The following is a 24,064-nucleotide window of genomic DNA, read 5'->3' on the forward strand; positions in this document are numbered from 1 at the left end:
AGGGTGGCAGGGTCAGTTCAAAGCGGAAGGGCGGTGAACAGTAAATGTGATCGGAGAGCCGGTTTTCACCTGAACCCCGTTTTCATCCACGATGTGTGCGCGAGCTTCATGGGTTCCACGGAACACGTTGTTGACGGTAATCGAGCCGGAGGAGCTCTGACCGACAGGCTGGCCGTCGAGGGTCACCTCGTATTTGTGGCCTGGCTGCAGGCCAGGGGTGCTGCGAACTTCGAACTGAACATCGCCGCTGCCACTGTGGAACGCCTGGTTGTTATCCGGATAGGCGAAAGAAACGCTTTCGTAGGCAGCGCCTTCCCGCTGAACTTCTTCCCGGAGCTTGTCGGTTTCCTGGACCACCTCTGGCTTGGGCAGGGTGATTGTGGTGACCGGCTTGACCTCTACCGTTTCAGAGCCTTCGCTGGGCTCGTCAGAGTAGGTCACGTTGCCGTAGGAATCGACATTGCGGTAAACCTCGGCAAAAACCGGAGTTACCAGAAAAAACAGAAGGCCGGCACACAATCCAGACTTTGGATTCATAAGCTCACCTGTTATTGGGTTTCCCCGATTATCGGCGGGGCCCGGGGCGTTTTCAACGCCTGTCGCCCGGATGTTGGTTACATATCGTTAAGGGCTGCAGGCACTGTGCTTTCGCTCACAAAAAAGCCCCGCACGGGGCGGGGCTTGTCTGCTGAACCTCTGGGAAGAGGTTATTAGCAGGAGTAGTACAGATCGAACTCGATCGGGTGGGTCGTCATGTTCAGCTTCTCGACTTCACCACGCTTCAGGCCAACGTAGCCTGCGATCATGTCTTCGGTGAATACGCCGCCGCGAGTCAGGAACTCGTGGTCTGCTTCCAGGCAGTCCAGAGCTTCGGACAGAGTCTCGGCAACCGTCGGGATGCTCAGGGCCTCTTCCTTCGGCAGGTCGTACAGATCCTTGTCCATGGCGTCGCCAGGGTGGATCTTGTTCTGGATGCCGTCCAGGCCGGCCATCATCAGTGCTGCGAAGGCCAGGTACGGGTTGGCAGACGGGTCAGGGAAGCGAACTTCGATACGACGCGCCTTCGGGCTGTTCACGTACGGGATCCGGATAGACGCTGAGCGGTTACGGGCAGAGTAGGCCAGCATAACCGGCGCTTCGAAGCCCGGAACCAGACGCTTGTATGAGTTGGTGGAGCTGTTGGTGAAGGCGTTGATGGCCTTGGCGTGCTTGATAACACCACCAATGTAGTACAGAGCGGCTTCGCTCAGGCCAGCGTAGCTGTCACCGGCGAACAGGTTCTTGCCGTCTTTGCTCAGGGACATGTGAACATGCATGCCGGAACCGTTGTCGCCGACAACCGGCTTGGGCATGAAGGTGGCAGTCTTGCCATAGGCATGAGCAACGTTGTGCACGCAGTACTTGAGGATCTGAACTTCGTCAGCCTTTTTGGTCAGCGTGTTGGCGCCAACACCGATTTCACACTGGCCGGCGGTGCCGACTTCGTGGTGGTGTACTTCGATGTCCAGGCCCATGGATTCCATGGCGGCACACATGGCGCCACGCAGGTCGTGCAGGCTATCAACCGGGGGAACCGGGAAGTAGCCGCCTTTTACGCCCGGGCGGTGACCGATGTTGTTGCGGTCGAAATCTTCGCCGGAAACCCAGGCAGCTTCTTCAGAGTGGATGTGGTACATCGCGCCCTGCATGTCTACGTTCCACTTTACGGAGTCAAACACGAAGAATTCCGGCTCCGGGCCGAACAGCGCGCCGTCGGCGATGCCGGTGGACTTGAGGTATTCTTCTGCACGACGGGCAACAGAGCGCGGATCACGCTCGTAACCCTGCATGGTAGAAGGCTCTACGATGTTGCAGGTGATGTTCACGGTGGTTTCTTCGGTGAACGGATCGAGTACAGAGGTCTCGTCGTCCGGCATCAGGATCATGTCGGATTCGTTGATGCCTTTCCAGCCCGCAATAGAGGAGCCGTCAAACATTTTGCCGTCTGCGAAAAAGTCTTCATCTACTTCGGTGGCAGGCAGTGTTACGTGCTGCTCTTTACCGCGGCTGTCAGTGAAGCGCAGGTCAACCCATTTGACTTCGTGTTCTTTGATCAAATCAACTGTCTTGGACATTGTGCATGCTCCGTAAGTTATACCGCACAGGCGGCTGTATTCATGTTCGTGGCGCCGGATCGCCCGGGCTAACGGGTTCCGATCTGTTTCTCAGGTTCGCGCAGCTTAGCAAATGCTGTTGCGTCTTACCTGTAAATTTCGGCTGATTTCGATAAAGCAAGGCGCTTGCCAATTTTTAGGGCATGCTCCAGAACAGCGCAACTGCAAGGGTTTGGGGCATATTGGAACGAGAATGCTCGCCCTGTGGCGAAAACCTGCACTCAAATGGTGCACCTTGTTGGTGCGTTTATTGGATTTTTGCCCTGATCAGGTGCATCCGTTCCGAATATAGAATAGGCGTTTTTCTTCATATTAACGACACCGACTTTTCGCTATACTGCGCGCCGCTTCATCTTTTACCCTGTCATTTCTTGATCGTGGATCGGAAAGCACCATGCAGGGTGCCGGGCAGCCAGCTCCGGTGAATGAGTTCATTTTACGGATTTGAGACGGCATGTGCTGGGATTCTCCCTGCGATAGACCTTCTCAGGTCATTGAGTGCATGCCGCAGGAATATTTTTGTGATTGAAAAACTTCGTAATATCGCCATCATCGCCCACGTTGACCATGGTAAGACTACCCTCGTAGACCAGCTCTTGCGCCAATCCGGCACCCTGGATCGGAAGGAGCTCGATAGCGAGCGGGTCATGGATTCCAACGATCAGGAAAAAGAACGGGGCATTACCATTCTGGCCAAGAACACGGCCCTGAAATGGAACGACTACGATATCAATATTGTGGACACCCCGGGCCACGCTGATTTCGGCGGTGAGGTTGAGCGAGTCATGAGCATGGTCGATTGCGTGCTGCTGGTGGTTGATTCCATTGACGGCCCCATGCCTCAGACCCGGTTTGTTACCCAGAAGGCATTTGCCGCGGGCCTGCGCCCGATCGTCGTGGTTAACAAGATTGACCGTCCCGGCGCTCGTCCAGACTGGGTCGTGGACCAGGTATTCGACCTGTTTGACAACCTGGGAGCCACTGATGAGCAGCTGGACTTCCCGATTGTGTTTGCCAGCGCTCTGAACGGCATTGCCGGGATGGATCACGAAAACCTGGATGACAACATGGATGCCGTGTTCCAGGCGATTGTTGATCATGTGCCAGCTCCGAATGTTGATCCGGACGGCCCGTTCCAGATGCAGATCTCCCAGCTGGACTACAACAGCTTCCTCGGTGTGATCGGTATTGGTCGTATCATGCGCGGTAAGGTCAAGACCAATTCGCCGGTAACCGCCATTGGCGCCAACGGCAAGAAGCGTAACGGCCGTATCCTCAAGATCATGGGACATTCCGGTCTTCAGCGTGTTGAAGTCGAAGAAGCTCAGGCTGGCGACATCGTCTGTGTCAGTGGCATGGACGAGCTGTTTATCTCTGACACTCTTTGTGATCAGGCCAACGTTGAAGCTCTGCCGGCACTGACGGTGGATGAGCCGACCGTGTCCATGACCTTCCAGGTCAACGATTCGCCTTTTGCCGGCAAGGAAGGCAAGTACGTCACCAGCCGGAACATCAAGGAGCGCCTTGAAAAGGAGCTGCTGCACAATGTGGCGCTGCGTGTTGAAGAGGGCGACTCCGCGGACAAGTTCAAGGTATCCGGTCGTGGCGAGTTGCATCTGTCTGTACTGATTGAAAACATGCGTCGCGAGAACTTTGAGCTGGCTGTTGGCCGTCCGGAAGTTGTTATCCGCGAAGTTGACGGCGTGAAGCAGGAGCCTTACGAGAACGTCATTGTTGATATCGAGGAGCAGCATCAGGGCGCCGTCATGGAGCAAATGGGGCTGCGTAAGGGCGACCTGACCAACATGGTTCCGGATGGCAAGGGCCGGATGCGTTTGGACTACACCATTCCAGCCCGGGGCCTGATTGGTTTCCGGAACACCTTCCTTACCATGACTTCAGGTACTGGCATTCTGACTTCGACTTTCAGCCACTACGGCCCGATCAAAGTTGGCGATGTAACCAGTCGCCAGAACGGTGTCATCGTGTCCATGGCTACGGGTACCGCTTTTACCTACTCTCTGGAAACTCTTCAGAGCCGTGGCAAGCTGTTCCTGGATCCGGGGCAGGAAATCTATGAAGGGCAGTTGTGTGGTATTCACAGCCGGGACAACGACCTTGTGGTCAACCCCACCAAGGCCAAAAAGCTGGACAACATGCGCGCCTCTGGCAAGGATGAAGTCATTGGTCTCGTGCCGCCGATCAAGTTCACCCTCGAGCAGGCGCTTGAGTTTATTGATGACGACGAGCTGGTTGAGGTAACCCCGAAGTCCATCCGGCTGCGCAAGAAGCTTCTGACCGAAAACGAGCGCAAGCGCGCCAACAAGAAGTAACCGCCCGGCTCTTATCGAGCATGGGTAACAAGGGCTGGATGAATCTTTCATCTGGCCCTTTTTTTATGGTGTTAAGCTAAACTCCGGTTAAATCCTTCACGCGGAGCGTTTCATGCTCACCCTCTACCCGGAAATCAAGCCCAATGCCCAGCATCGCATAGCCGTTGATCCTCCCCATGAACTCTACGTTGAGGAAAGCGGGAACCCGGACGGGATACCTGTCCTGGTGGTCCACGGCGGCCCCGGTGGCGGCTGTGAAGACTACCATCGGCGCTTTTTCGACGCTGAGAGATTCCGGATCATTCTGATGGATCAGCGCGGCGCCGGGCGGTCCAGCCCCCTGGCAGAGCTCGAAGGCAACAGCACGGACAAGCTGGTTGAAGACATGGAAGTGGTACGTTCGTTTCTCGGTATCGACAAGTGGCTTCTATTTGGTGGCAGTTGGGGGGCGACTCTCAGCCTGGTATACGCCCAGGCCCATCCGGAAAGGGTGTCGGGACTGGTTCTTCGTGGGATTTTTCTCTGTCGGCCGCGGGATATTCACTGGTTTTATCAGGAGGGGGCGAGCCGGGTGTTCCCGGATTACTGGTCTGACTTCGAGGCGCAGATTCCGGAAGCCGACCGGGCTGACATGGTTTCGGCCTACTATCGCAAGCTGACCAGTTCCAACGAGCTGGAGCAGATCCAGGCGGCCAAGGCCTGGTCGGTCTGGGAGGGCAGGTGTGCGACGCTGCACCCGAACCCGAGGGTCGTTGAGCACTTTGGCCATCCTCATGTGGCCATCGCCCTGGCCCGCATTGAATGCCACTATTTCATGAATTCGGCCTTTCTCGAGCCGGACCAGATCATTCGCGATGCAGGCCGCCTGGCGGACATCCCCGGGATTATTATTCACGGACGGTACGATATGGTCTGCCCGTTAGATAATGCCCTGGCGCTCAGTAAAGCCTGGCCCGAGGCAGAGCTCCAGATTATTCGGGATGCGGGTCACTCCGCTTCCGAGCCCGCCATTGTCGATGCTCTGATTCGGGGTGTTGAGTCGGTTGTGGCGAAAACTGATAAAAGTGCCGGTTGAATCCCGTTTTCAGGGTTGCGGCCCGTAATGGCCACGGATACACTCTTGCCCGATCTTAATGTTCGCCTGTTCAAACGTCCTCAAGGCAGTGAATGAAAGGATTGATCCAGCGAGTGTCGCAAGCCAGTGTTACCGTGGACGGTGAGCAGATAGCCTCGATCGACACAGGCCTTTTGCTGTTGCTGGGTGTGGAAAAGGGAGATAGCGAGCACGAGGCAAGGGAGCTTTGCCGAAAAATCCTCACTTATCGTGTGTTTCCCGATGAGACTGGCCGGATGAATCGTAGCCTGCTGGATATCGGTGGTTCCCTTCTTGTTGTTTCCCAGTTTACTTTGGCGGCGGATACGTCCTCCGGAACCAGGCCGGGCTTCTCTCTTGCAGCGGGGCCGGATGCCGCCAACACGCTGTATGAACGGTTTGTGGTAGAAGCACGTTCCGGTTTGGGGCCGGAAAAGGTGGGTGAGGGCAGATTTGGCGCAGATATGAAGGTCGGGTTGGTGAATGACGGGCCCGTCACGTTCATGCTCGAGACTCGATAACAGAGTGTATAAGTATTTGCGCTATTGTAGTGCGCGGGTGGTCATGCCGGCCTTTAATGGTGCGGAAATGTCCTCGGAGTCGTTGCGATCCAAGGGTTTTTTCAGTCTAAGTTTTGTTGATAAGGGGTTTGTTAAAATCTGGCCTCGGATTTGATATGCAACTGTAACGCAGCTCACGAGCACAAAATTGCATAAATGATTGCGTTTCTGGTGCCAAAAGAGCTAAAAACGCACTGCAGTTAATTTGCAAAATGAGAATGATTGTATTAAAGCATTTTCATCATCCAGAACTTTAAGAAAGTTCGATAAGTGATTGAGCTGTATAGATCTGGAATCTGCAAGATTTATTCGAAAAAGAAGAAAAGTTACTCCTTTGTCATAAAACTGACATAGGGTGATGCAGAATCGGCCTCATCCAGCCTGACTGGTGAAGCCTTACAAAATCGGGATAAGAACCCGTCGCTAAAACCTGAGTTAACTCAAAAAGGAAGGCGCAACATGAAAAAAACGCTCCTCGCATCTGCTATCGCAGTCGCAACGTTCTCTGGCTCCGCGCTGGCCCAGGAAACCATGTCTGCTTCCGAGCTGGCAGCCAAAATGGATTCCATGCCGACCGTGTAAGGTAACATCCAGTACGTTCTGTACCATGACAGCGTCAAAGGCGGAAGCTCTGAAGTTGAGCACGCTGACAACGGTTCCACCATCGGTGTTTAGCACGACCACGAATTCGCCCCTGGCTGACGACGCCAACGACACTGAAACTTCTACCGTAACCTTCCAGGCTCTGCACAACCTGTCTGACCACATGTATGTGTACTTCGAAGGCTACCTCGGTGGCGGTGACGACGGTGTATACGGCGTTGCTGACGAAAGCGAGCGTTCTATCGCTTCCGTTGGTGGTGTTTACTACTTCTGATCAGCCAATCGGCTAATCCTGTAGTATGAAAACCGGCGACCTCAGGGTCGCCGGTTTTTTGCGTTTATGAATCCCGAAAAATAAGGCATTGGCATGGCAACCGAACTGGAAATCAAGCTCAGTGTTTCTGAGGCCGCACAGGCACAGGCTTTAAAGTGGCTTTCCTCACTTCCTGAAGTCCGAGCTGGAAAAACCAAATCCCTGATCAATCACTATTTCGACACGCCCAATGCCGATCTGAATCGAGCCAAAGCTGCGCTGAGGGTTCGCAAAGCAGGTGATGACTATATCCAGACCCTGAAAACCCGGGGCGAATTCGTTGATGGCGCCCACCGACGCGAGGAGTGGGAGTGGCCTGTATCCAGTCCTGAACTGGCTTTGTCGTTACTGGAAGACACACCGCTGAATGCCGGGTTGGACCTCAGCCGGCTCCAGATTGTGTTTGCAACCAACTTTCAGCGCCAGGTGCTCTGGCTGGAAGAAGGGCAGACTTCCATTGAGATAGCAGTCGATTCCGGCACTGTGGCCGGCAATGATGCCAGGTGGCCGCTCCACGAGGTGGAGTTTGAGCTCAAGAGTGGGGACGACAGCAAGCTGGTGGCTTGGGCGCTCGAGCTGGCCAGGGAAGTGCCGGTTTTCCTGAATCTGGTCAGTAAGGCCGAGCAGGGCTATTTTCTGGCGGGCCTGTATCACCCGGAGCCGGCGCGTAAAAGCGAGGCGCTTTCCATTACCGAATTCCTTCAGGCCTTGAGTGTCTGTTGGTTGCTGGATCAGCCGTTTCCTGCACAGGAATACGACCTGTCGCGCGTCGCAAATGCGGCTGGCGCCGCAGGGTGCGGTGAACTCTGGGAGTGTGTGATGTCTGATCTGGCCACGGGCGCTGCAATTCGTGATCTCGCTGAAGGCTCCACGACGTTGGGTGTCCTCCAGTTACAGCTTGCCACTGCCGGTCAGTAATCGCCGGTTTCCTGATCCGCGGAATGGGCGCGCCACTGCTTCAGGAATGCCCGGTACCGCTCCAGTGCTTCCTGCACCACAGAGACCTCCGGTGTTTCAGAAGATTTAACCAGTACTATCAGCCCCTTGCCTTCGATTTCTTCGTTGGTTGGCGGATGACAGATAACCTCGTCATCTTCATCAATGTAGGCGAGAGCGGTGCCAATGCCATGGCGTACCAGAGCGCTTACGATGTCGGCCCAATTCAGGTCGTCCAGCTGCAAGTCATAACGATGAGGGTGGTCATGCTCGTAGTTGAACATATCTTCCAGCACTTTCTCGGAACCGGGTGCAACCACAGAACGAACCATAATCTCCGGGTATGTTCTCACTGGGCGGAGCACAATGCGCACTCCGAGGGATTTGAAGCGCCCACGGTTCTGGTCGTTTACACACTCGACAATGGTGCGATGGCCCAGATTGATTTCTGTGAGGCGGTGGGCAATATCGAACGTCAGGCTGTCTGAAAATGGGTCCGCTTCGTCTGCGGCCAGCACAATGATATGCCTCGCGCTGCCTGCATGGACGGCCTTCAGCGCCTCTGGATCAAAGCCTGCTCCGTGGTGATGCACCACCCCGATGTCCGAGAGCTCGGTGGGTAGCCCCATTGGAAACTTCCGGGTCAGAATCATGATTGGAATGGTTTCGTACCCTGGAATCTCCCGAATCTGGGAAGCAAATCTCATAAAATACTGGTCGCCGCCGTGCTGGGGCGTGTTAATGATGATGATGTGGTTATTCATTTTATAGATCCACCTTCCCGACAAAATACGTTCCCGGCGGTAGAACCGGTATTCGATATAGTCGCTGACGATCAGTGTCAGCAGCGTAATTGAGGAGATAAACATCAGCACAATGGTGCTGAACCGCCCGATCATCGTCTGGGGTGCGTAATCGCCATAGCCGACCGTTACCAGCGTGGTCATGGTCAGCCAGGCGGCTTCGAATAGTTCCAGGTCCTCGACCGCCCAGATGATCAGGACCTGCACCAATAGCAGTGTTCCCAGGATCGCAAAGAGGCGCTTCATCCGGCTCCGAATCATCCCGCCCATGGGCAGGTGAGTTTGGTGATGCTCCGGATTCAGTGGGCGGCGGTTTCGTTGCATCCGTGTCTGCGGCCTGTTCAGTTGCGGGTAAGTTCGTTATACAGTACCCGAAATATAACAGAGAGACAGGGGTTTGCATTATGTCCGAGCCATGGCACGGCCTTCCGAAACTGCTGGCTGAGGATGTCGCCGGGTGTTGGAGTTCGGTGTTTCCGGAGGGGGTTCCGGCCTGGCTGACCTCTCCAGAGGGCATGGATGACGCTGTGGTCGCTACTGCGATCTCCCGCAGCCTCTTCCTGCGCCAGACTCTGGAGCGTCATCCAGAGCAGGTTCAGCCCCTGCTGGCGTCCCGTTTACTCACGGAGCCCACGACCCCTGAATATCTCCAGAGCCGATGGCAGGATTATCTGGCAGGCGTCGATGGCGAGCCGGCACTGCACTCGGCCCTCAGGCAATTTCGCATGGAGTCCCAGTTCCGGATTATCTGGCGGGATCTGATGCGCTGGGCCGATCTGGCCGAAACCATGGCGGCGACCAGCGCGTTTGCCGATATCTGCATTGAAGGCGCCCTTGACTGGCTGTACCAGGACGCCTGCGAGCAATACGGTACGCCTCGAGGGGCTGACCCGGTAACCGGCCAGGAAACCGACCAGAAAATGGTGGTTCTGGGTATGGGTAAGCTGGGTGGTCGGGAGCTGAACGTCTCCTCGGACATTGATCTTATCTTTGCCTTTCCGAGCAAGGGGGAAACCGTTGGCGGGCGGCGCTCACTGGATAATCAGCAGTTCTTCGTTCGCCTTGGCCAGCGGCTGATCCAGGCTCTGGACCAGATTACGGCAGATGGTTTTGTGTTCCGGGTGGACATGCGTCTCCGGCCTTATGGCCAGAGTGGCGCGCTGGCGCTGAGTTTTGCTGCTCTGGAAACCTACTATCAGGACCAGGGGCGGGATTGGGAGCGGTACGCCATGGTCAAGGCCCGGGTGGTGGCGGGCGATCAAAGGGCGGGTCAGGTGCTCATGGAGACGCTGCGCCCCTTCGTGTACCGCAAGTACATCGATTTCAGCGCGTTCGAGTCCCTGCGTAGCATGAAGGCCATGATTGGCCGGGAGGTGCGCAGAAAGGGGCTCGAAAACAATATCAAGCTGGGTAGCGGCGGTATCCGAGAGATCGAGTTTGTGGTTCAGGCATTCCAGCTCATTCGCGGTGGCCGGGACAGGGAGCTTCAGCAGCGGGAGCTGCTGGTCATCCTGAAAGAGCTGGAAGAGCTCGAGCTGTTGCCGTCGCCGGTGGTTGGTGAGCTTCGCGACGCCTATGTGTTTCTCAGAAACCTGGAGCATGCGCTCCAGGGTATGGAAGACAAGCAAACCCAGTTGCTGCCGGAAGATGAGCTGTCCCGGGCACGGGTCGCCACAATTATGGATTTCGAGAACTGGCAGGCGTGCGAACAGTGCCTCAGAGAACACCGGGAGCGGGTCGCCACGCATTTTTCCAACATTATTACCACGGAAGATGACGAAGATGAGGGGCAGGGGGCCCTCGAAGAAGGGTGGTTCGAGCTCTGGCTTTCCGAAATGGAAGAGGCGGCCGCCGCCGACTGGCTCAAATCACGGGGCTATGAAGACCCCGGTGCTACGTTGGCGGAGCTGGCTGAACTTCGTGAAAACAGGACTGTTCAGAATCTACAGACCCAGGGGCGCCGGCGACTCAATCAGTTCATGCCCATGCTGCTTGAGGCGCTCACCCAGGTTGATAACCCGTCCGAGACCCTGTCCAGGGTGTTGCAGCTGGTGGAAGCCATACTGCGTCGCACGGCCTACATGGTGTTGCTGCTGGAAAATCCGGGCGCCTGTACCCAACTGGTGCGGTTGTGCAGTGAGAGCCCCTGGATTGCCAGGCAGCTGGCGGAAACACCGCTCCTGCTGGATGAGCTGTTGAACGCCGAGAGCCTGTACAGCCCACCCGCGAAAGCAGAATTGCAGGATGATTTGCGCCAGCAGATGCTTCGGATTCCGTTTGAGGATCTGGAAGAGCAGATGGAGTCACTGCGGCATTTCAAGAAAGCCCATATCCTGCGGGTTGCGGCGTCCGAACTGAAAGGCACATTACCGTTGATGAAGGTCAGTGACTACCTCACCTGGATCGCCGAGGTTGTTCTGGATCATGTGGTGGACGTAGCCTTCGCCAACCTGGTCAGCCGCCACGGCTATCCGCGCCGGGAAGATGGCTCCGCCTGTGAAACCGATTTTGCCATCATTGGCTATGGCAAGCTGGGCGGGATCGAACTGGGCTATACCTCCGATCTTGACCTGGTGTTTGTGCACAAAGCTGATCCGGAGCTGGCCACCGACGGTGAAAAGCCCATCGACAATGCGGTTTTTTACACGCGGCTTGGGCAAAGGATCGTCCACATCCTCAACACCCAGACGCCCTCGGGGCAGCTTTATGAGGTTGATATGCGCTTGAGGCCGTCCGGTAACTCCGGGCTGCTGGTCAGTACTCTGCAGGCCTTCGAAAAATATCAGCGCGAGGACGCCTGGACCTGGGAGCATCAGGCGCTTGCCCGGGCCCGGGGTGTTGCCGGATGCACGGAGACCCTTGAAGCTTTTGAATCCATACGCCACGAGATCCTTTGTCAGCCCCGTGACCGTGAGAAACTCCGGAACGAAGTGGTCGAAATGCGGGAGAAGATGCGGGCCAGTCTGGCCACGCCGGAAAGCCGGCAGGACGAGGTGTTTCATATCAAGCATGATACCGGCGGCATCGTTGATATCGAGTTTATCGTCCAGTACCTGATGCTGGCGTGGTCCGCTGAGCACCCGGAGCTGACCCAGTGGTCCGATAACATTCGCCAGATGGAGGAGCTGGGGCGCGCCGGGGTGATGGCTGTGGAAGACGCCGAAAAACTCAGGGAAACCTTCATCGCCCTGCGTTCCACGATTCACCGGCGGGCGCTTCAGAACCTCAATAGTCAGGTGGAGGGTGATGCCTTCTCACAAGAGCGTGACTACATCCGCGCCATGTGGAAAAAAGTGATGATTGAGGCCTGAGGCAAATTCAATTCCGGCAGATTTTCCTGCTAGAATGCCGGTTCCCCCGAAAAACGCTTTTTTAGGAGCAATGAAGAATGTCGATGGCTGATCGCGATGGCGTTATCTGGATGGATGGTGAAATGGTTCCCTGGCGGGATGCCAAGACCCACGTCCTGACTCACACCCTGCATTACGGCCTGGGCTGTTTTGAAGGTGTGCGGGCCTATAATACCGCGAATGGCCCGGCCATTTTCCGCCTGCAAGAGCACACAGATCGTCTTTTCCGTTCCGCCCACATCCTGAACATGAAGATGCCGTTCAGCAAGGACGAGATCAACGAGGCCCAGCGTGCAGCGGTACGGGAAAACAATCTTGACGAAGCCTACCTGCGCCCAATGGCGTTTCTCGGTTCCGAGGGTATGGGGCTCAGGGCTGATAACCTAAAGGTGCACGTAATGGTTGCGGCCTGGAGCTGGCCTTCCTACATGTCACCGGAAGCGAAGGAAATGGGGATCAAGGTGCGCACGTCCTCCTACACGCGCCACCACGTCAATATCACCATGTGCAAGGCCAAGGCGAACGGCAACTACATTAACTCGATGCTGGCCCTGAACGAGGCCATTTCCGGTGGTGCCGAGGAAGCCCTGCTGCTGGACAACGAAGGGTACGTTGCCGAAGGCTCCGGAGAAAACATTTTCATCATGCGTGATGGTGTGCTGCATACGCCTGAACTCACCTCCTGCCTGGAGGGTATTACCCGTGCCACGATCATGGATTTTGCGCGTGAGCTCAACATTCCGATCAAGGAGCGCCGGATTACCCGCGATGAGGTCTACATCGCCGATGAAGCCTTCTTCACAGGCACAGCGGCCGAGGTGCTGCCGATCCGCGAACTGGATGGCCGTGTGATCGGTGCCGGCAAGCGTGGCCCGGTGACCGAGAAGCTTCAGTCTATGTACTTTGATGCAGTCAAGGGCAAGCTGGCCGAGCACAGCGGTTGGCTGACCCACGTAAAAGGCTGATTCCAGAATAACCGCAGGCCGCCGTTTGCTGTTTCAGCCCGGCGGCTTTGTTGTTTAACACACCCTGTTTACTGGCGGGACGAGCAAATGGCAGACGTTATCAAGGTACCGGTATCTTTTGGCGAGGTGCTGGACAAAATCACCATTCTCGAAATCAAGTCCGAGCGCATCAAGGATGAAACGAAGGTCAAGAATGTCCGGCTTGAGCTTGATGAGCTGAGCGCTACCTGGGACGAGGCGGTAAAGGACAAGGCTGCTGAAATCGCCGATCTCCGCAAGCAGCTGAAAGCGGTCAACGAAGAGCTGTGGGTGATTGAAGACGATATTCGGGATCAGGAAGCCGCCCAGGACTTTGGCGCGAGATTTATTGAGCTGGCACGCGCTGTATACGTCACCAATGACAAGCGCGCTGCGATCAAAAAAGAGGTCAACCTGGCCCTGGGGTCTCGTTTCGTGGAAGAGAAGTCCTACCAGGACTACACCGCACGGAAGTGAAATTTTGGGTCAGATGAACGCTTTCATCTGACCCAGCTTTCAGCTTTGGCCACCGGGTTAACTTCAACCCACCGATCCAGCATATTCGTGGCATCTGCAACCGTGATCAGGTCCATCGCCCCCTCGAACTCTGCTTTCGCCCCCCACCGGGCCTGTTCCACCGTTTTGCCGGTAAACTTCTCCAGTGCTTCAGGATACCGGTTCACACACCAGTCCAGAGAATTATAGGGCCCGGAGCGGTAAGGATTGCTTGCGGCAAACAACCCAAGGACATCGGTGCCCACCGCACTGGCGATATGTGCCGGCCCAGTATCGGGCGCTACCACGAGGTCGGCATGGGTCATTAACGCTGTCAGTTGCTTCAGGGTGTCCTTGCCGCAGATGTTGTGCGCTTTTTCCTTCATTGCGGCTTCGATGGCGGCGCAGTACTCGGCCTCGAACGGGGCGGGGCTGCCCACCAGAATCACCTTCATACCGTGCTTCTGAATCGCGTGATCAGCCAGCTGTGCGTAACGCTCAGCGGGCCAGTTACGCAGTGTGTGGCTGGCACACGGACTTATTACAAGGTTCTTGCGGTCATTAGCCAGTTGCTCGCGCGCAAACTCATGGTCTGAATCCTTCAACGGAATCTGCCAGCGCGGCGGCGCGGCCTTGAGGTCCAAAGGTTCGAGGAAGCTGGCAAGGCAGTCTCGCACGTGCTGCTTCGGTGCCGGTTTGATCCGGTGGTTGATAAACAGGCTGTGCAGATCCTTGCTGCGGGCCTTGTCATAGCCAATTCTGACTCTGGCCGGAATGCAGGCAGCGGCGAGGTTGGCTCGGAAAGCCACCTGCATGTGAAGCAGCGCGTCAAACTTGCGATCCGTCATTTGTCTGCGAAGCTCAGCGTAGCCTTTGCGACCAGTCTTTTTGTCGAAAATAATGAACTCAACGCCGGGCAGATCGCCAACCAGCTTGGCTTCGATCTTGCCGATAACCCAGGTAATCTTCACGCCGGGAAGCTGCTCCTGGAGGCTCAGTACGACAGGTATTACGTGAGTCACGTCGCCGATGGCGGACAGGCGAAGAATGCAGATGGAGTTCATCAGATATTGATCCGGTTCAGGTTGTGGCCTGGTGCTGTGGAGCTTTGTCGGCAATCATTGGTAAACTGGCCGTCATTCTAACTTACTCGCGCGTTTCCGTCCCGGCGTGAGTGGGTAGTACGTGCCTTCTTTCAATTTCGGTGACCGGGGACCCAGCATGGTGGAGTCTGAAATCTGTATCCGGGAAAGGGCTTCGGCAATGCTGATTCACCCGGATTACGAGGGCAGGGTTACCGAGGACTGGTTCAATTCCGCCTCTTGGGGCAATCAAGCCCGCCCGGTAAGCAGCGGGGGCCGCGGCGGCGCCTGGTTTTTGCAGGCCGGAGAGGACAGACTGGTGCTTCGAGAATATCGCCGGGGCGGGTTGATGGCGAAATTTGCGCGATACGCCTATGCCTTCACCGGCGAGGAGTATGTGCGGTCCTTTGCAGAGTTCCGGTTGCTCAACAAACTGGTTAGCCAGGGGCTTCCCGTACCCTGTCCTGTTGCGGCCTGGTATCGCAAACTGTCGCCAATTCAGTACCGGGCCGCCATCATCATTGAACGGTTGGAGAACACTACGCCCCTGGCTGACCTTATCTCGGAGCTGGACAATGAGGCGTGGACGTCCATTGGAGAAACCATTCGTCGATTTCACGACGCCGGCGTCATGCATGCGGACCTGAACTGCTTCAATGTACTGGTCCGGGGCAACGAATACTTTCTGATTGATTTCGACAAGAGCAGGTTGATGACTGGTAGTGCCCCGGCGCGCTGGAAAGAGGCCAATCTTGATCGCTTCTCGCGATCGCTGGTAAAGGTGGCCGGAGAAGACGCACGGGCAAAAACCTGGAGTTATTTCATGAACGGATACAACAGGGGAATGGCCACTTGACCAATCCACAACAGGGCGGATCGCTTCCGTCGATACTTTGTCTTACGGATGCCTGTGATCGTCCGGAGACTGAACTCTTTATCGGGCTCAGAAAGGCCGGGTTCGACGTCGACGTCATGTGTAACCCCAAGGGCCGGAACTATCAGCGTCTTGTCGACGAGGGCATGGTTGCCTGCCCCATGGCCTTGAAGAACCGCTTTGACAAAGAGGGCACCGAGTCCATCCGCCAACAACTGGCCAAGAAAAACTACGAGGTCATTCATGCCTATAATCCCCGGGCCCTGGCATGCGGATTACGGGCTTCCCGGGGCACGGATATCAAGATCGTCGCCTATCGTGGTGTGATCGGTAACATCAGTTTTCTCAATCCGGAATCCTGGATTACCTTCCTGCATCCTCGCGTCAGCAAGATTGTCTGTGTCGCTGATGCCATCAAGGATTACCTGGCCAGCCTCCGGTTTCTGTGGATGCACATTCCTGAACGGAAGCTTCAGAGAATCTACAAAGGGCACGACCTGGACTGGTATCAATCGCCCAAGGCCGACCTGACACAGTTTGGTGTTCCGGAAGATGCCTTCGTGGTGTGCTGCACCGGGAGAAATACCCCGAGAAAAGGCTTCGATGACCTGATTGAAGCGATCGATAAGCTGCCTGAGGATGTAGATATACATTTGCTGCTGGTGGGAGACGTTATTGATAACAAAGAGATTCAGGCGCAGGCCGCTGCCACCTCTCACCCCGAGCGGATTCACTTTACGGGTTACCGCAACGATGCGCCGGCCATAGCGGCGGCCAGTGATGTGTTTGTGCTTCCCTCGAAGGAAAGGGAAGGTCTGCCCCGTGCGGTCATCGAGGCGATGGTCTACGGAGTGACGCCGGTAGTGACCAGTGTTGGCGGTATGCCGGAGCTGGTGGAAGATGGCGTCAGCGGTATTGTGGTTGAACCGAAAAATGCTCCCGGGCTTTCAGCGGCTATTGAGCGGCTTTACCGCGATCGTGAATTGGCGGCCTCTCTTGGGCAGGCTGCGAGGCAACGGATAGCCCGGCATTTTCACACCTCACAGACCGTCACTGAGACGGGTGAGCTATACAAATCGCTGACGGGCAGGGCTTGAATGCGCCGGTACCTGTTTTTTGTAAACCAACCCTATTCCTATTCAATACTGCGACCGCTGCAGGAAGAGATACGGCGCCGGGGCGATGAGGCTGCCTGGTTCGTCGCCGGGTGCTCAACAGCTCCACTTCAGGCCGATGAGCGCCGTCTCGTTTCCGTAAAAGAGGTCATGGATTACAACGCGGATGCGACCTTCGTTCCCGGTGATTGGGTGCCTTACTTTTTTCCCGGAATCAAGGTTGAGGTATTCCATGGCATGGCGCGCAACAAAAGGGGCCATAGCAGCGAAGATGAAAGTGACCATTACCGAATTCGGGGATGGTTTGATCTTTACTGTACGCATGCCCTTAAAGACACGGAAAAGTTCCGTGAACTGGCCGAGCGGTACCAGCATTTCGGGGTTGCTCACACAGGTTGGCCAAAGCTCGATCCATTGCTGTCGCGGAATGAAATCGGGAAGAGAAACCGTCTGGAAAATGAGTTGCCGGTTGTTTTTTACGCTTCAACGTTCAGCCGGTCCGTTACGTCAGCTCCGGATTTGGTGGAGAAGATCGGCGAGCTCTCCAGAAGTGGTCGCTGGAAGTTCATTGTAACGCTTCATCCGAAAATGGATCCCGCGGTAGTGGATCAGTATCGCAAGCTGAGTGGCGAGAACCTTCGTTTTGTCGAGAGCGATGAAGATCTGCTGCCTCTGCTGCCGCAGGCTGATGTGATGCTCTGCGACACCTCGTCCATCATGTTCGAGTTCATGTTCCTGGATCGCCCGGTGGTCACATTCAGAACCAAAATGCCGGGGCCTTATCTGATCGATGTCCAGGAAGTGGCGGGCGTTGAGAAAGCTCTGGAAGAGGCGGTGCAGTATCCCGATCCGCTGATGAAAGAAACGCGAGCTCTTTGCGACCAGTTGCACAGTTTCCGGGATGGTCGTTCCAGCAAGCGGGTTCTTGATGCGGTCGAGGATTTCCTGATCAACAAGCGTAGCCAACTCAAGCCAAAGCCGATAAACCTTTTACGCAAACTGAAAGTCCGACGTCGGTTGCGGAAGGAACTTGCACGCATGGCACCTGAAAGCTCAGGATAGACCAAGCGAAGATCCCGGCCAGGAAAGGAATGATTTGATCAGCGCCGCAAGCCCAATCAATGTCTTTGTTGCGAGTACGCCCCTGCAACTGATCAGTTGCTCCGAGGCTCGTTACCACTATGGCTGCGACTCCGAAAAAACACTTCTCATCATTGCTAGACCTGATAACCGCGAGACCGAGGGGCAAATGGCTTTCCTGGCCGAGGCGTTGGGCTGGCAGGGCATCGAAACCATTTATCTTAAAAAGAGTTCCTTTTACCTTCGTCTGGGGTCAGTTGCCAGGAGTCTCTCAAAGCGAACTATTGAGAGGTTGTTTATCGGAAACAAATCCAGCTGGATTCACGAAGTGTTTTATCGGGGGTTCGACAGCGAACAGCTGATTTTCGTGGATGACGGCTTGGCAACAGTAACCTATTACCATGCCATTCACGACGAGGGCATCGCCTCCCGGATTTCACCGGCCAAGAAGCGACTTTTGCGAACCATGGGGATCAGGATCCATCGTGTTGTTCCGGAGGTGATCGCATTCTTCTCCTTCTTTCCGTTACCGAACTCCGAGCTTGTCCAGGTGCGCGTTCACGATTTCCCGGTGTTTCGTAAAACTTTCAAAAAAACGCCCTGTGACAATAGCCAGACGCCCATGGTCGGGTTCCTTGGCCAACCCTTTGGTGGTGAGGATCGGCTTCAGCAATTGAAACTGCAAATCCAGCACGTGGTGGAGCGTCATCCTGATAGCCGCGTGGTGTACTTCATGCACCGAAAGGAAAGCAGGGAAGAGTTGGAGGCTTTGCTGGCAGAATTTCCGCTCGAGATACGGCAGGCCGGTCGTCCGATCGAGGTCGAAGTGGCCCTGTCCGGGGAAATCTATCTCGCTTTCTACAGCTTTGCTTCAACCGCTCTGTTTACCTTGAAAAAGATATTCCCGGAAATCCGGGTGTTCCAGATCGATGATGCCGCTCTGGGCGCCCGGCTTCCTTACTATGACGAAATAAGGCGTATGTTCGGGAGCGTCGGCGTGGAAACGACGCTCCTTCGGGGGTCACGGCTTTTCAAAGCGGGCCGGCCGGTCCAGAGTCCATAACCCGGCATATTTGTTGAACGTTACCTGTGCGTACGTCACAGCGGTAAGATAGCCCACAGCACCGTCCAGAAACCCGAACCGAATAAAGTACACCTGCACGAACGTCATCAGGCCCCGCAGGGTGGGGTAGATCATGGTGCGGGTCTTCTTGCCTTTGCGATGTTTCTCCAGTGAGCCAAGCCAGGCGTACTTGGCGCTTTTTTCCAGCGAGTGGCCGAAATCCCTGTGTGTATAGTGTGTCAGGCGGCCCCTCAGGGTTTTGATCTTGCGTCCGGACGGAATCAGTATCCGCTCGTGGACGAGGGCGTCCGAAAAGCTTACTCCCTCGCGACGGAACAGCCGGAGCGGGGCTCGGCCGCTGCGTCCGAAATCCAGGCGGCTGCCGTAAATCGTTACTGCCCAGGGAAGCTTGTAGGCGTCCGCGTCGGGATCGGCCAGGTGATCGTTGATTTCCCTTGCCAGCTCTGGTGTGACACGCTCATCGGCATCCAGTGACAGTACCCACTCACCGGTCGCTTTCTCAAGTGCGCGCTGCTTCTGGATGCCAAAACCCGGCCAGTCGGTGACTTCAACGACATCGGCCAGCTGTCTGGCCAGTTCGACAGTTCTGTCAGTACTGCCGCTATCCAGAACGATGATTTCGTCGGCGACCAGCCTCGCTGACTTCAGACAGTCGGTAATGTGGTCTTCTTCATTTTTGGTGATGATGGTCGCCGAAACCTTCCGCGCCCGGGCTCGAACATAGGACGCGCTCAACTCTGTGAACATAGCGGAGGCGATCGATGCAACTGCCAGAAGGTAGAAAGTTAGGAACAAAGTCCGATTGAAGGTGGCTTCTGTGAGGCCAAAGAAGAAGTAGCCAATAGAAATCATGCAACCGGCTGCCGCAAGGTGGGCCGTTGCTGCGTGGCGGCTGGACAGATTTCTGGCAAAGATGGCCAGTGGAATGAAAATGAGCAGGGCCCAGCTGAGAATGCCCGGAATGCCACTGGTTGCGGCGTTGTTCAGCAGATCGTTATGGGCATGCCCGGTGCAGCAGTCCAGGAAGTACTTCGGCAGATTGCCATCTGCAACTTCTGCTTCAATTTTATGGGTGTACCCGCCGAGGCCTGCGCCGGACCAAGGATTCTCTCTGAGCATATTCAAGGCCTGCCCCCATACTTCCAGGCGGATTTCCATGCCGGAGTCCAGCTGGCCATCATGGAGCAAACCATTGAGTGAGGTGGACATGCGGTCGCTGGTGATAATCGCGCCGGCCACGATAAGTGGCACAACAATTAATCCGGCAACTCGAAGTTTTTTGCTGAGCAGCGGCACCAGCGCGACCAGAAGAAATGGCAGAGCAACCAGGTTGCTGCGGGTTTCAGACAGCATGGAGATCAGGGCCGCAGCCGTTCCACCCGTGAAAAACAGTATCGCCAGGCCTACCCGTTTGTCCCGGATAAAAAACATGGCAGCAACGATCGTCAACATGCCGCCCAGGAGGGCGAGATTGCCAAAGCTGATCGGGTTGATCCCGCCACCGAAACGGGAATTCAGCACCTGACCAAGCGCGCCCTGGCGGGCAGCAACGGTCACGAGAAAAATCCCGATGATGGATACTGCCATCAGTCCGATGGCTGCGAAGGTGGTTCGGGCTCCGATGCGGGCATAGCTAATGGCAACAATGAGTGGCCAGAACAGGATAAACCGGGCGTGCGTGCCAAACGTTTTTCCACCCTCATAATCAAAGCCTTCCAGGGCCCAGGAGATAAAACTCACCAGAACGAAGAACCAGAAGGAAAAGTGCAGCAGCCTGAGCTCTTTGGGCTTGTCCCAACCGGTTTTATACAGTGATTTCCGAGCACTGAGCACCATTCCGGCAATGGCAAGCAAAAGGGTGGCGCCGGCCAGGATGCTCGAAGACAGGAGTGCGCCGCCAAACCCGATGATCAACAGTGCATGGAAGGCCAGTGTGGGGTTCAGCATACGCGATCCGGGTTGTAGGGGTTGATTTCGCCGGGTGGCCGATGCCGCATGCGCTTGTACTCCCACTGATACTGCTCGGGGATTTCTCGCACGCACTGTTCGATGGCGTGATTCATGGCCGTGGTTGCGGCCACAGGGTCCTTGTCGCCGAGGCCCGGACCGGTCTCGCGCACCACAATCCGGAATCCGGAAGCATCGGGCAGGCGTTCCGCATAGGTGATCAGCACGTTGGCGCCGGTGCGCTGGATAAGCTTGGACACCAGGGTCATGGTCTTCACTTCCATGCCGAAGAAAGGTGCAAAGGCGTTGCCTTTACCCCGGGGTGACTGATCCGGCAAAATCCCGGCAACACCGCCTTCCCGGAGAATCGAGGCAAGTCGGGCCAGGCCACGACGGTCGCCCCGGACCAGCTCAGAGCCAAGCCGGCCGCGAACCTTGATCATATAATCTTCGAATTCGGGCATATTCGGTGGGCTGTAAAGCGCTGCCATCTTGTAGCGCGATGAGAAGAACAGCCCGGCCAGTTCCCAGTTACCCAGGTGCGGCGCAAGTAGAATCAGCCCCTGGTCGCCGGCCATGGCCTTGTCGATCAGTTCCAGCCCCTCAGTTTCCCGGATCAGGCCAAGGCATTTCTCCACCGGCCATTCCCACATTAGAGGAACTTCGAGCATGGTCATGCCGGTTTGGGCCAGGGACCTCTTTGACATAACCGCCCGTTCGGTGTCTGAAAGCTCGGGGAGGCAGATGGACAGGTTAGTGTCGGTAACCTGTCGCGACTTGGTTGGCAGCCTCCACACCAGGTAACCGACGAAGCGGCCTATCCGCTGGGCGCCGGCCAGCGATAACCAGCCGGCGATTCTGAGTAGCCCGGCAATGACGAAATACTTGAGCTTGCTCATTTCCGGCCGTACCGATCCTCGTAACGGACAATGTCGTCCTCGCCCAGGTAAGAGCCCGACTGGACTTCGATCAGTTCCAGGTCGATGACCCCCGGATTTTCCAGCGAGTGCACCTGGCCGATTGGAATGAAGGTCGACTGGTTTTCGGTGACCAGATAGGTCTTATCACCGTTAGTGACACGGGCTGTGCCACTGACGACAATCCAGTGTTCTGCGCGATGGTGATGCATTTGCACAGAGAGCTTGGCGCCTGGTTTGACCGTAATCCGTTTGACCTGATAGCGGGCGCCGTTGTCGATGGAATCGTACACGCCCCAGGGCCGGTAGACTTCCCGATGGTTCATGTGTTCGTGGCGGCCATCGGTCTTGATTCGCTCCACCACGGTTTTGACGTCCTGAACGCTGTCTTTATGGGCAACCAGCAGGGCATCCTTGGTTTCGATCACCACCAGGTTGTCCACGCCGACTGTTGCCACCAGCCGGCTGTCGGCGCGGACCAGCGTGTTAGTGGTGTTATGGGTAATCACGTCGCCGGTCAGGCTATTGCCGTCTGGGTCCTTGTCACTGACTTCCCAGAGCGCCGACCAGGAGCCAATATCGCTCCAGCCGGCATCCAGGGAAACCACGGCGGCCTTGTCGGTCTTCTCCATGACGGCGTAGTCCACCGAGTCTGACGGGCATTCGGCGAACCGCTCGGCGTTGATCCGGGTGAAATGAAGATCATCCGCGGTATCAGCGATAGCGGCGCGGCATGCAGCCAGGATATCGGGGCGATGAGCTTCCAGTTCCTTCAGGTACTGGCGGGCGCCAAACAGGAACATCCCACTGTTCCAGAAGTACTCACCCGAGTCGAGGTAACGATGTGCGGTGGCCTGGTCCGGCTTTTCAACAAACGCATCCACCAGATAGCTATCGGGCCCCAGCTCTTTGCCTCGGTGAATGTAGCCGTAGCCTGTTTCTGGATGGTTCGGGACAATGCCGAACGTAACCAGCTTTCCCTCTCGTGCCAGAGGAATCGCTTTTTTCACCCCTTCCTGAAAGGCGGTAACGTCCTTGATCAGATGGTCAGCCGCCAACACCAGCATCAGAGGATCATCGGTGCCGTTTTCCGCGGCCTCGGTCAACTGTAGCGCTGCCAGCGCAATCGCCGGGGCGGTATTCCGTCCGCAGGGCTCCAGAATGATCCGCGTATCCTCGTGACCGGATTGGCGCATTTGTTCCGCAGCCAGGAACCGGTGTTCCTCGTTGCAGATCAGAAGAGGGTTTGCTGCGTCCATGCCCTCAAGCCGCGCAACGGTGGCCTGCAACATCGACAGGGGGCCGTTGGTCAGTTTCAGGAACTGCTTCGGATTCAGCTGGCGCGACATCGGCCAAAGGCGTGAGCCGGTACCGCCAGCCATAATGACGGGGTGAATCATCTGTACACTCCGGGCTTGAGTTAAAGAATTCCAAGAAAAACATCAAAATCAGGCGCGCCATCTTATCATAAGGCAACCATGATATTGTTTTGACCAGTCCGTAAACTGATTGCCCGATACCAGGAATTTTGATGAAGCTACCGTTATCCGTTTATTACATCACCCAGGATGAAGAACTGCGATTGCCGGAATCCCTCGCAAAGGTTTCCGGCTGGGTTGATGAGATTATCGTAGTCGATTCCGGAAGTATTGACCGAACCCGTGACATTGTTGAAGCGGCGGGTGCCCGTTTTGTTCATAACGACTGGCAGGGGTTTGCCTGCCAGAAAGCCTTTGCTGCAAGCCTTTGTCGTAATGACTGGGTGCTGGACCTGGATGCGGATGAGGTGCTATCGGACGAGCTTGTGGCCAACATCCAGGACCTGTTTTCAAAGCCGATTGACCCGGCCATTGCGGGATTCCGGATGCGCTGGGTGCTGTCCCAGCCGGATCCCCGGCATCCGTTCCGCCATGATAAATCGAAGAAGATCCTCAGGCTCTACAATCGTAACAAGGCAGTGATTGAGCCCGAAAAAGACAGCAACAATGACCGGCCGCAGGTGAAGGCTGGCCGGGTTGTGGATTTAAAGGGCGATGTGTTGCACCGCACGCTGATTTCTCTGGAGCAGATGGAGCGCAAGTACTGCCAGTTGTCGACGGAGCAGGCCCGCTTTATCGCCGCAAAGGGACGGCGAATTTCCAGCCCCCGCCTGTTTGCCGAGTTTCCCCTGAAGTTCCTGAAATATTACCTGCTGCACCGCCAGATCCTGAACGGTTGGTTTGGTCTAAGCGTTGCCATTACCGCAGCCAACAGGAACTTCATGCGCTTGGCCAAGGCTCGGGAGATGCAGATGCTATCCGAATTTGAGAGGGAAAATACCCGGTAGGTCTCTGCCGAATACAG

Annotated in this window: 21 protein-coding genes; 14 read left to right on the plus strand and 7 right to left on the minus strand. The window is 56.1% G+C overall.

The window, feature by feature from the left end; genetic code table 11:
• Positions 1-12: 12 nt before the first annotated feature.
• On the minus strand, positions 13-537 hold the full coding sequence (locus tag ACGK9W_RS20810) for a DUF4124 domain-containing protein (protein ID WP_008170896.1): 525 nt from the start codon (positions 535-537) through the stop codon (positions 13-15).
• Positions 538-710: 173 nt separating this feature from the next.
• The gene (gene glnA / locus ACGK9W_RS20815; protein ID WP_014575989.1) at positions 711-2,114 is read right to left on the minus strand and encodes a glutamate--ammonia ligase; all 1,404 of its coding nucleotides are present in this window, start codon (positions 2,112-2,114) and stop codon (positions 711-713) included.
• A gap of 560 nt (positions 2,115-2,674) precedes the next feature.
• Between glnA and typA the strand changes: the two genes are divergently transcribed.
• The 6 genes from typA (at position 2,675) to ACGK9W_RS20845 (ending at position 7,973) form a co-directional block, all read left to right on the plus strand.
• Positions 2,675-4,486: a translational GTPase TypA gene (gene typA, locus ACGK9W_RS20820; RefSeq protein WP_008170894.1), complete on the plus strand. Its 1,812-nt coding sequence runs from the start codon at positions 2,675-2,677 to the stop codon at positions 4,484-4,486.
• 112 nt (positions 4,487-4,598) lie between these two features.
• Entirely contained in the window at positions 4,599-5,561 is a 963-nt protein-coding gene (pip, locus tag ACGK9W_RS20825) for a prolyl aminopeptidase (RefSeq protein WP_273096876.1), read from the plus strand.
• Positions 5,562-5,653: 92 nt separating this feature from the next.
• Positions 5,654-6,100: a D-aminoacyl-tRNA deacylase gene (dtd, locus tag ACGK9W_RS20830; RefSeq protein ID WP_039881843.1), complete on the plus strand. Its 447-nt coding sequence runs from the start codon at positions 5,654-5,656 to the stop codon at positions 6,098-6,100.
• 498 nt (positions 6,101-6,598) lie between these two features.
• Positions 6,599-6,721, plus strand: a complete 123-nt coding sequence (locus tag ACGK9W_RS20835; protein ID WP_008170889.1) for a hypothetical protein — start codon at positions 6,599-6,601, stop codon at positions 6,719-6,721.
• A 25-nt stretch (positions 6,722-6,746) separates the two neighbouring features.
• On the plus strand, positions 6,747-7,016 hold the full coding sequence (locus ACGK9W_RS20840) for a hypothetical protein (RefSeq protein WP_008170887.1): 270 nt from the start codon (positions 6,747-6,749) through the stop codon (positions 7,014-7,016).
• Positions 7,017-7,109: 93 nt separating this feature from the next.
• A complete protein-coding gene (locus tag ACGK9W_RS20845; RefSeq protein WP_053114324.1) occupies positions 7,110-7,973 on the plus strand; it encodes a CYTH domain-containing protein in 864 nt (287 codons plus the stop codon).
• Here ACGK9W_RS20845 and ACGK9W_RS20850 read toward each other — a convergent pair.
• Positions 7,967-9,118 carry an ion channel gene (locus ACGK9W_RS20850; RefSeq protein ID WP_405418510.1) on the minus strand — a complete coding sequence of 384 codons (1,152 nt, stop codon included), beginning with the start codon at positions 9,116-9,118 and terminating at the stop codon, positions 7,967-7,969. The genes ACGK9W_RS20845 and ACGK9W_RS20850 overlap by 7 nt on opposite strands.
• Positions 9,119-9,198: 80 nt before the next feature.
• Here ACGK9W_RS20850 and glnE point away from each other — a divergent pair, with 80 nt between their 5' ends.
• From glnE to ACGK9W_RS20865, 3 genes are all read left to right on the plus strand, one after another.
• The gene (gene glnE, locus ACGK9W_RS20855) at positions 9,199-12,105 is read left to right on the plus strand and encodes a bifunctional [glutamate--ammonia ligase]-adenylyl-L-tyrosine phosphorylase/[glutamate--ammonia-ligase] adenylyltransferase (RefSeq protein ID WP_405418512.1); all 2,907 of its coding nucleotides are present in this window, start codon (positions 9,199-9,201) and stop codon (positions 12,103-12,105) included.
• Between the two features lie 77 nt (positions 12,106-12,182).
• A complete protein-coding gene (locus ACGK9W_RS20860; RefSeq protein ID WP_405418513.1) occupies positions 12,183-13,109 on the plus strand; it encodes a branched-chain amino acid transaminase in 927 nt (308 codons plus the stop codon).
• An 87-nt stretch (positions 13,110-13,196) separates the two neighbouring features.
• Complete coding sequence (locus ACGK9W_RS20865; RefSeq protein WP_008170872.1) at positions 13,197-13,604, plus strand: DUF6165 family protein; 408 nt, start codon at positions 13,197-13,199, stop codon at positions 13,602-13,604.
• Positions 13,605-13,627: 23 nt separating this feature from the next.
• Here ACGK9W_RS20865 and ACGK9W_RS20870 read toward each other — a convergent pair whose 3' ends face one another.
• Positions 13,628-14,686, minus strand: a complete 1,059-nt coding sequence (locus ACGK9W_RS20870; protein ID WP_008170871.1) for a glycosyltransferase family 9 protein — start codon at positions 14,684-14,686, stop codon at positions 13,628-13,630.
• 157 nt (positions 14,687-14,843) lie between these two features.
• Between ACGK9W_RS20870 and ACGK9W_RS20875 the strand changes: the two genes are divergently transcribed.
• The 4 genes from ACGK9W_RS20875 to ACGK9W_RS20890 are packed head-to-tail and all read left to right on the plus strand — an operon-like array spanning position 14,844 to position 18,836.
• On the plus strand, positions 14,844-15,560 hold the full coding sequence (locus ACGK9W_RS20875; protein ID WP_008170870.1) for a 3-deoxy-D-manno-octulosonic acid kinase: 717 nt from the start codon (positions 14,844-14,846) through the stop codon (positions 15,558-15,560).
• Entirely contained in the window at positions 15,557-16,675 is a 1,119-nt protein-coding gene (locus tag ACGK9W_RS20880; RefSeq protein WP_050898251.1) for a glycosyltransferase family 4 protein, read from the plus strand. Before ACGK9W_RS20875 ends, ACGK9W_RS20880 begins: the two co-directional genes overlap by 4 nt.
• Positions 16,676-17,755 (plus strand): CDP-glycerol glycerophosphotransferase family protein, encoded by a 1,080-nt coding sequence (locus ACGK9W_RS20885; RefSeq protein ID WP_053114330.1) that lies wholly within the window; start codon positions 16,676-16,678, stop codon positions 17,753-17,755.
• A gap of 34 nt (positions 17,756-17,789) precedes the next feature.
• Positions 17,790-18,836 (plus strand): hypothetical protein, encoded by a 1,047-nt coding sequence (locus ACGK9W_RS20890; protein ID WP_405418517.1) that lies wholly within the window; start codon positions 17,790-17,792, stop codon positions 18,834-18,836.
• On the opposite strand, the gene ACGK9W_RS20895 is transcribed toward ACGK9W_RS20890, so the two are convergent.
• From ACGK9W_RS20895 to ACGK9W_RS20905, 3 genes are read right to left on the minus strand one after another with little or no spacing between them, the layout of a single operon-like run.
• Positions 18,795-20,804: an O-antigen ligase family protein gene (locus tag ACGK9W_RS20895; RefSeq protein WP_405418519.1), complete on the minus strand. Its 2,010-nt coding sequence runs from the start codon at positions 20,802-20,804 to the stop codon at positions 18,795-18,797. The genes ACGK9W_RS20890 and ACGK9W_RS20895 overlap by 42 nt on opposite strands.
• Positions 20,798-21,703: a lysophospholipid acyltransferase family protein gene (locus ACGK9W_RS20900; RefSeq protein ID WP_405418521.1), complete on the minus strand. Its 906-nt coding sequence runs from the start codon at positions 21,701-21,703 to the stop codon at positions 20,798-20,800. Before ACGK9W_RS20900 ends, ACGK9W_RS20895 begins: the two co-directional genes overlap by 7 nt.
• Positions 21,700-23,121 carry a mannose-1-phosphate guanylyltransferase/mannose-6-phosphate isomerase gene (locus tag ACGK9W_RS20905; protein ID WP_405418522.1) on the minus strand — a complete coding sequence of 474 codons (1,422 nt, stop codon included), beginning with the start codon at positions 23,119-23,121 and terminating at the stop codon, positions 21,700-21,702. The genes ACGK9W_RS20900 and ACGK9W_RS20905 overlap by 4 nt, the downstream gene beginning before the upstream one ends.
• A gap of 131 nt (positions 23,122-23,252) precedes the next feature.
• On the opposite strand from ACGK9W_RS20905, the gene ACGK9W_RS20910 reads away from it, so the two are divergent.
• A complete protein-coding gene (locus ACGK9W_RS20910; protein WP_008170849.1) occupies positions 23,253-24,047 on the plus strand; it encodes a glycosyltransferase family 2 protein in 795 nt (264 codons plus the stop codon).
• Positions 24,048-24,064 lie beyond the last annotated feature (17 nt).

The organism is Marinobacter flavimaris (assembly GCF_045057155.1).
Taxonomy (GTDB): Bacteria; Pseudomonadota; Gammaproteobacteria; order Pseudomonadales; family Oleiphilaceae; genus Marinobacter; species Marinobacter manganoxydans.

What these genes read in the sequence shown, in the direction of transcription:
- ACGK9W_RS20860 (WP_405418513.1), top strand. Translation starts at nt 12,183, where the DNA reads ATGTCGATGGCTGATCGCGATGGCGTTATCTGGATGGATGGTGAAATG.
- ACGK9W_RS20810 (WP_008170896.1), bottom strand. Translation starts at nt 537, where the DNA reads ATGAATCCAAAGTCTGGATTGTGTGCCGGCCTTCTGTTTTTTCTGGTA.
- glnE (WP_405418512.1), top strand. Translation starts at nt 9,199, where the DNA reads ATGTCCGAGCCATGGCACGGCCTTCCGAAACTGCTGGCTGAGGATGTC.
- ACGK9W_RS20865 (WP_008170872.1), top strand. Translation starts at nt 13,197, where the DNA reads ATGGCAGACGTTATCAAGGTACCGGTATCTTTTGGCGAGGTGCTGGAC.
- pip (WP_273096876.1), top strand. Translation starts at nt 4,599, where the DNA reads ATGCTCACCCTCTACCCGGAAATCAAGCCCAATGCCCAGCATCGCATA.
- ACGK9W_RS20850 (WP_405418510.1), bottom strand. Translation starts at nt 9,118, where the DNA reads ATGCAACGAAACCGCCGCCCACTGAATCCGGAGCATCACCAAACTCAC.
- ACGK9W_RS20845 (WP_053114324.1), top strand. Translation starts at nt 7,110, where the DNA reads ATGGCAACCGAACTGGAAATCAAGCTCAGTGTTTCTGAGGCCGCACAG.
- ACGK9W_RS20905 (WP_405418522.1), bottom strand. Translation starts at nt 23,121, where the DNA reads ATGATTCACCCCGTCATTATGGCTGGCGGTACCGGCTCACGCCTTTGG.
- ACGK9W_RS20900 (WP_405418521.1), bottom strand. Translation starts at nt 21,703, where the DNA reads ATGAGCAAGCTCAAGTATTTCGTCATTGCCGGGCTACTCAGAATCGCC.
- ACGK9W_RS20870 (WP_008170871.1), bottom strand. Translation starts at nt 14,686, where the DNA reads ATGAACTCCATCTGCATTCTTCGCCTGTCCGCCATCGGCGACGTGACT.
- glnA (WP_014575989.1), bottom strand. Translation starts at nt 2,114, where the DNA reads ATGTCCAAGACAGTTGATTTGATCAAAGAACACGAAGTCAAATGGGTT.
- ACGK9W_RS20835 (WP_008170889.1), top strand. Translation starts at nt 6,599, where the DNA reads ATGAAAAAAACGCTCCTCGCATCTGCTATCGCAGTCGCAACGTTCTCT.
- ACGK9W_RS20885 (WP_053114330.1), top strand. Translation starts at nt 16,676, where the DNA reads ATGCGCCGGTACCTGTTTTTTGTAAACCAACCCTATTCCTATTCAATA.
- dtd (WP_039881843.1), top strand. Translation starts at nt 5,654, where the DNA reads ATGAAAGGATTGATCCAGCGAGTGTCGCAAGCCAGTGTTACCGTGGAC.
- ACGK9W_RS20840 (WP_008170887.1), top strand. Translation starts at nt 6,747, where the DNA reads ATGACAGCGTCAAAGGCGGAAGCTCTGAAGTTGAGCACGCTGACAACG.
- ACGK9W_RS20895 (WP_405418519.1), bottom strand. Translation starts at nt 20,804, where the DNA reads ATGCTGAACCCCACACTGGCCTTCCATGCACTGTTGATCATCGGGTTT.
- ACGK9W_RS20910 (WP_008170849.1), top strand. Translation starts at nt 23,253, where the DNA reads ATGAAGCTACCGTTATCCGTTTATTACATCACCCAGGATGAAGAACTG.
- ACGK9W_RS20875 (WP_008170870.1), top strand. Translation starts at nt 14,844, where the DNA reads ATGGTGGAGTCTGAAATCTGTATCCGGGAAAGGGCTTCGGCAATGCTG.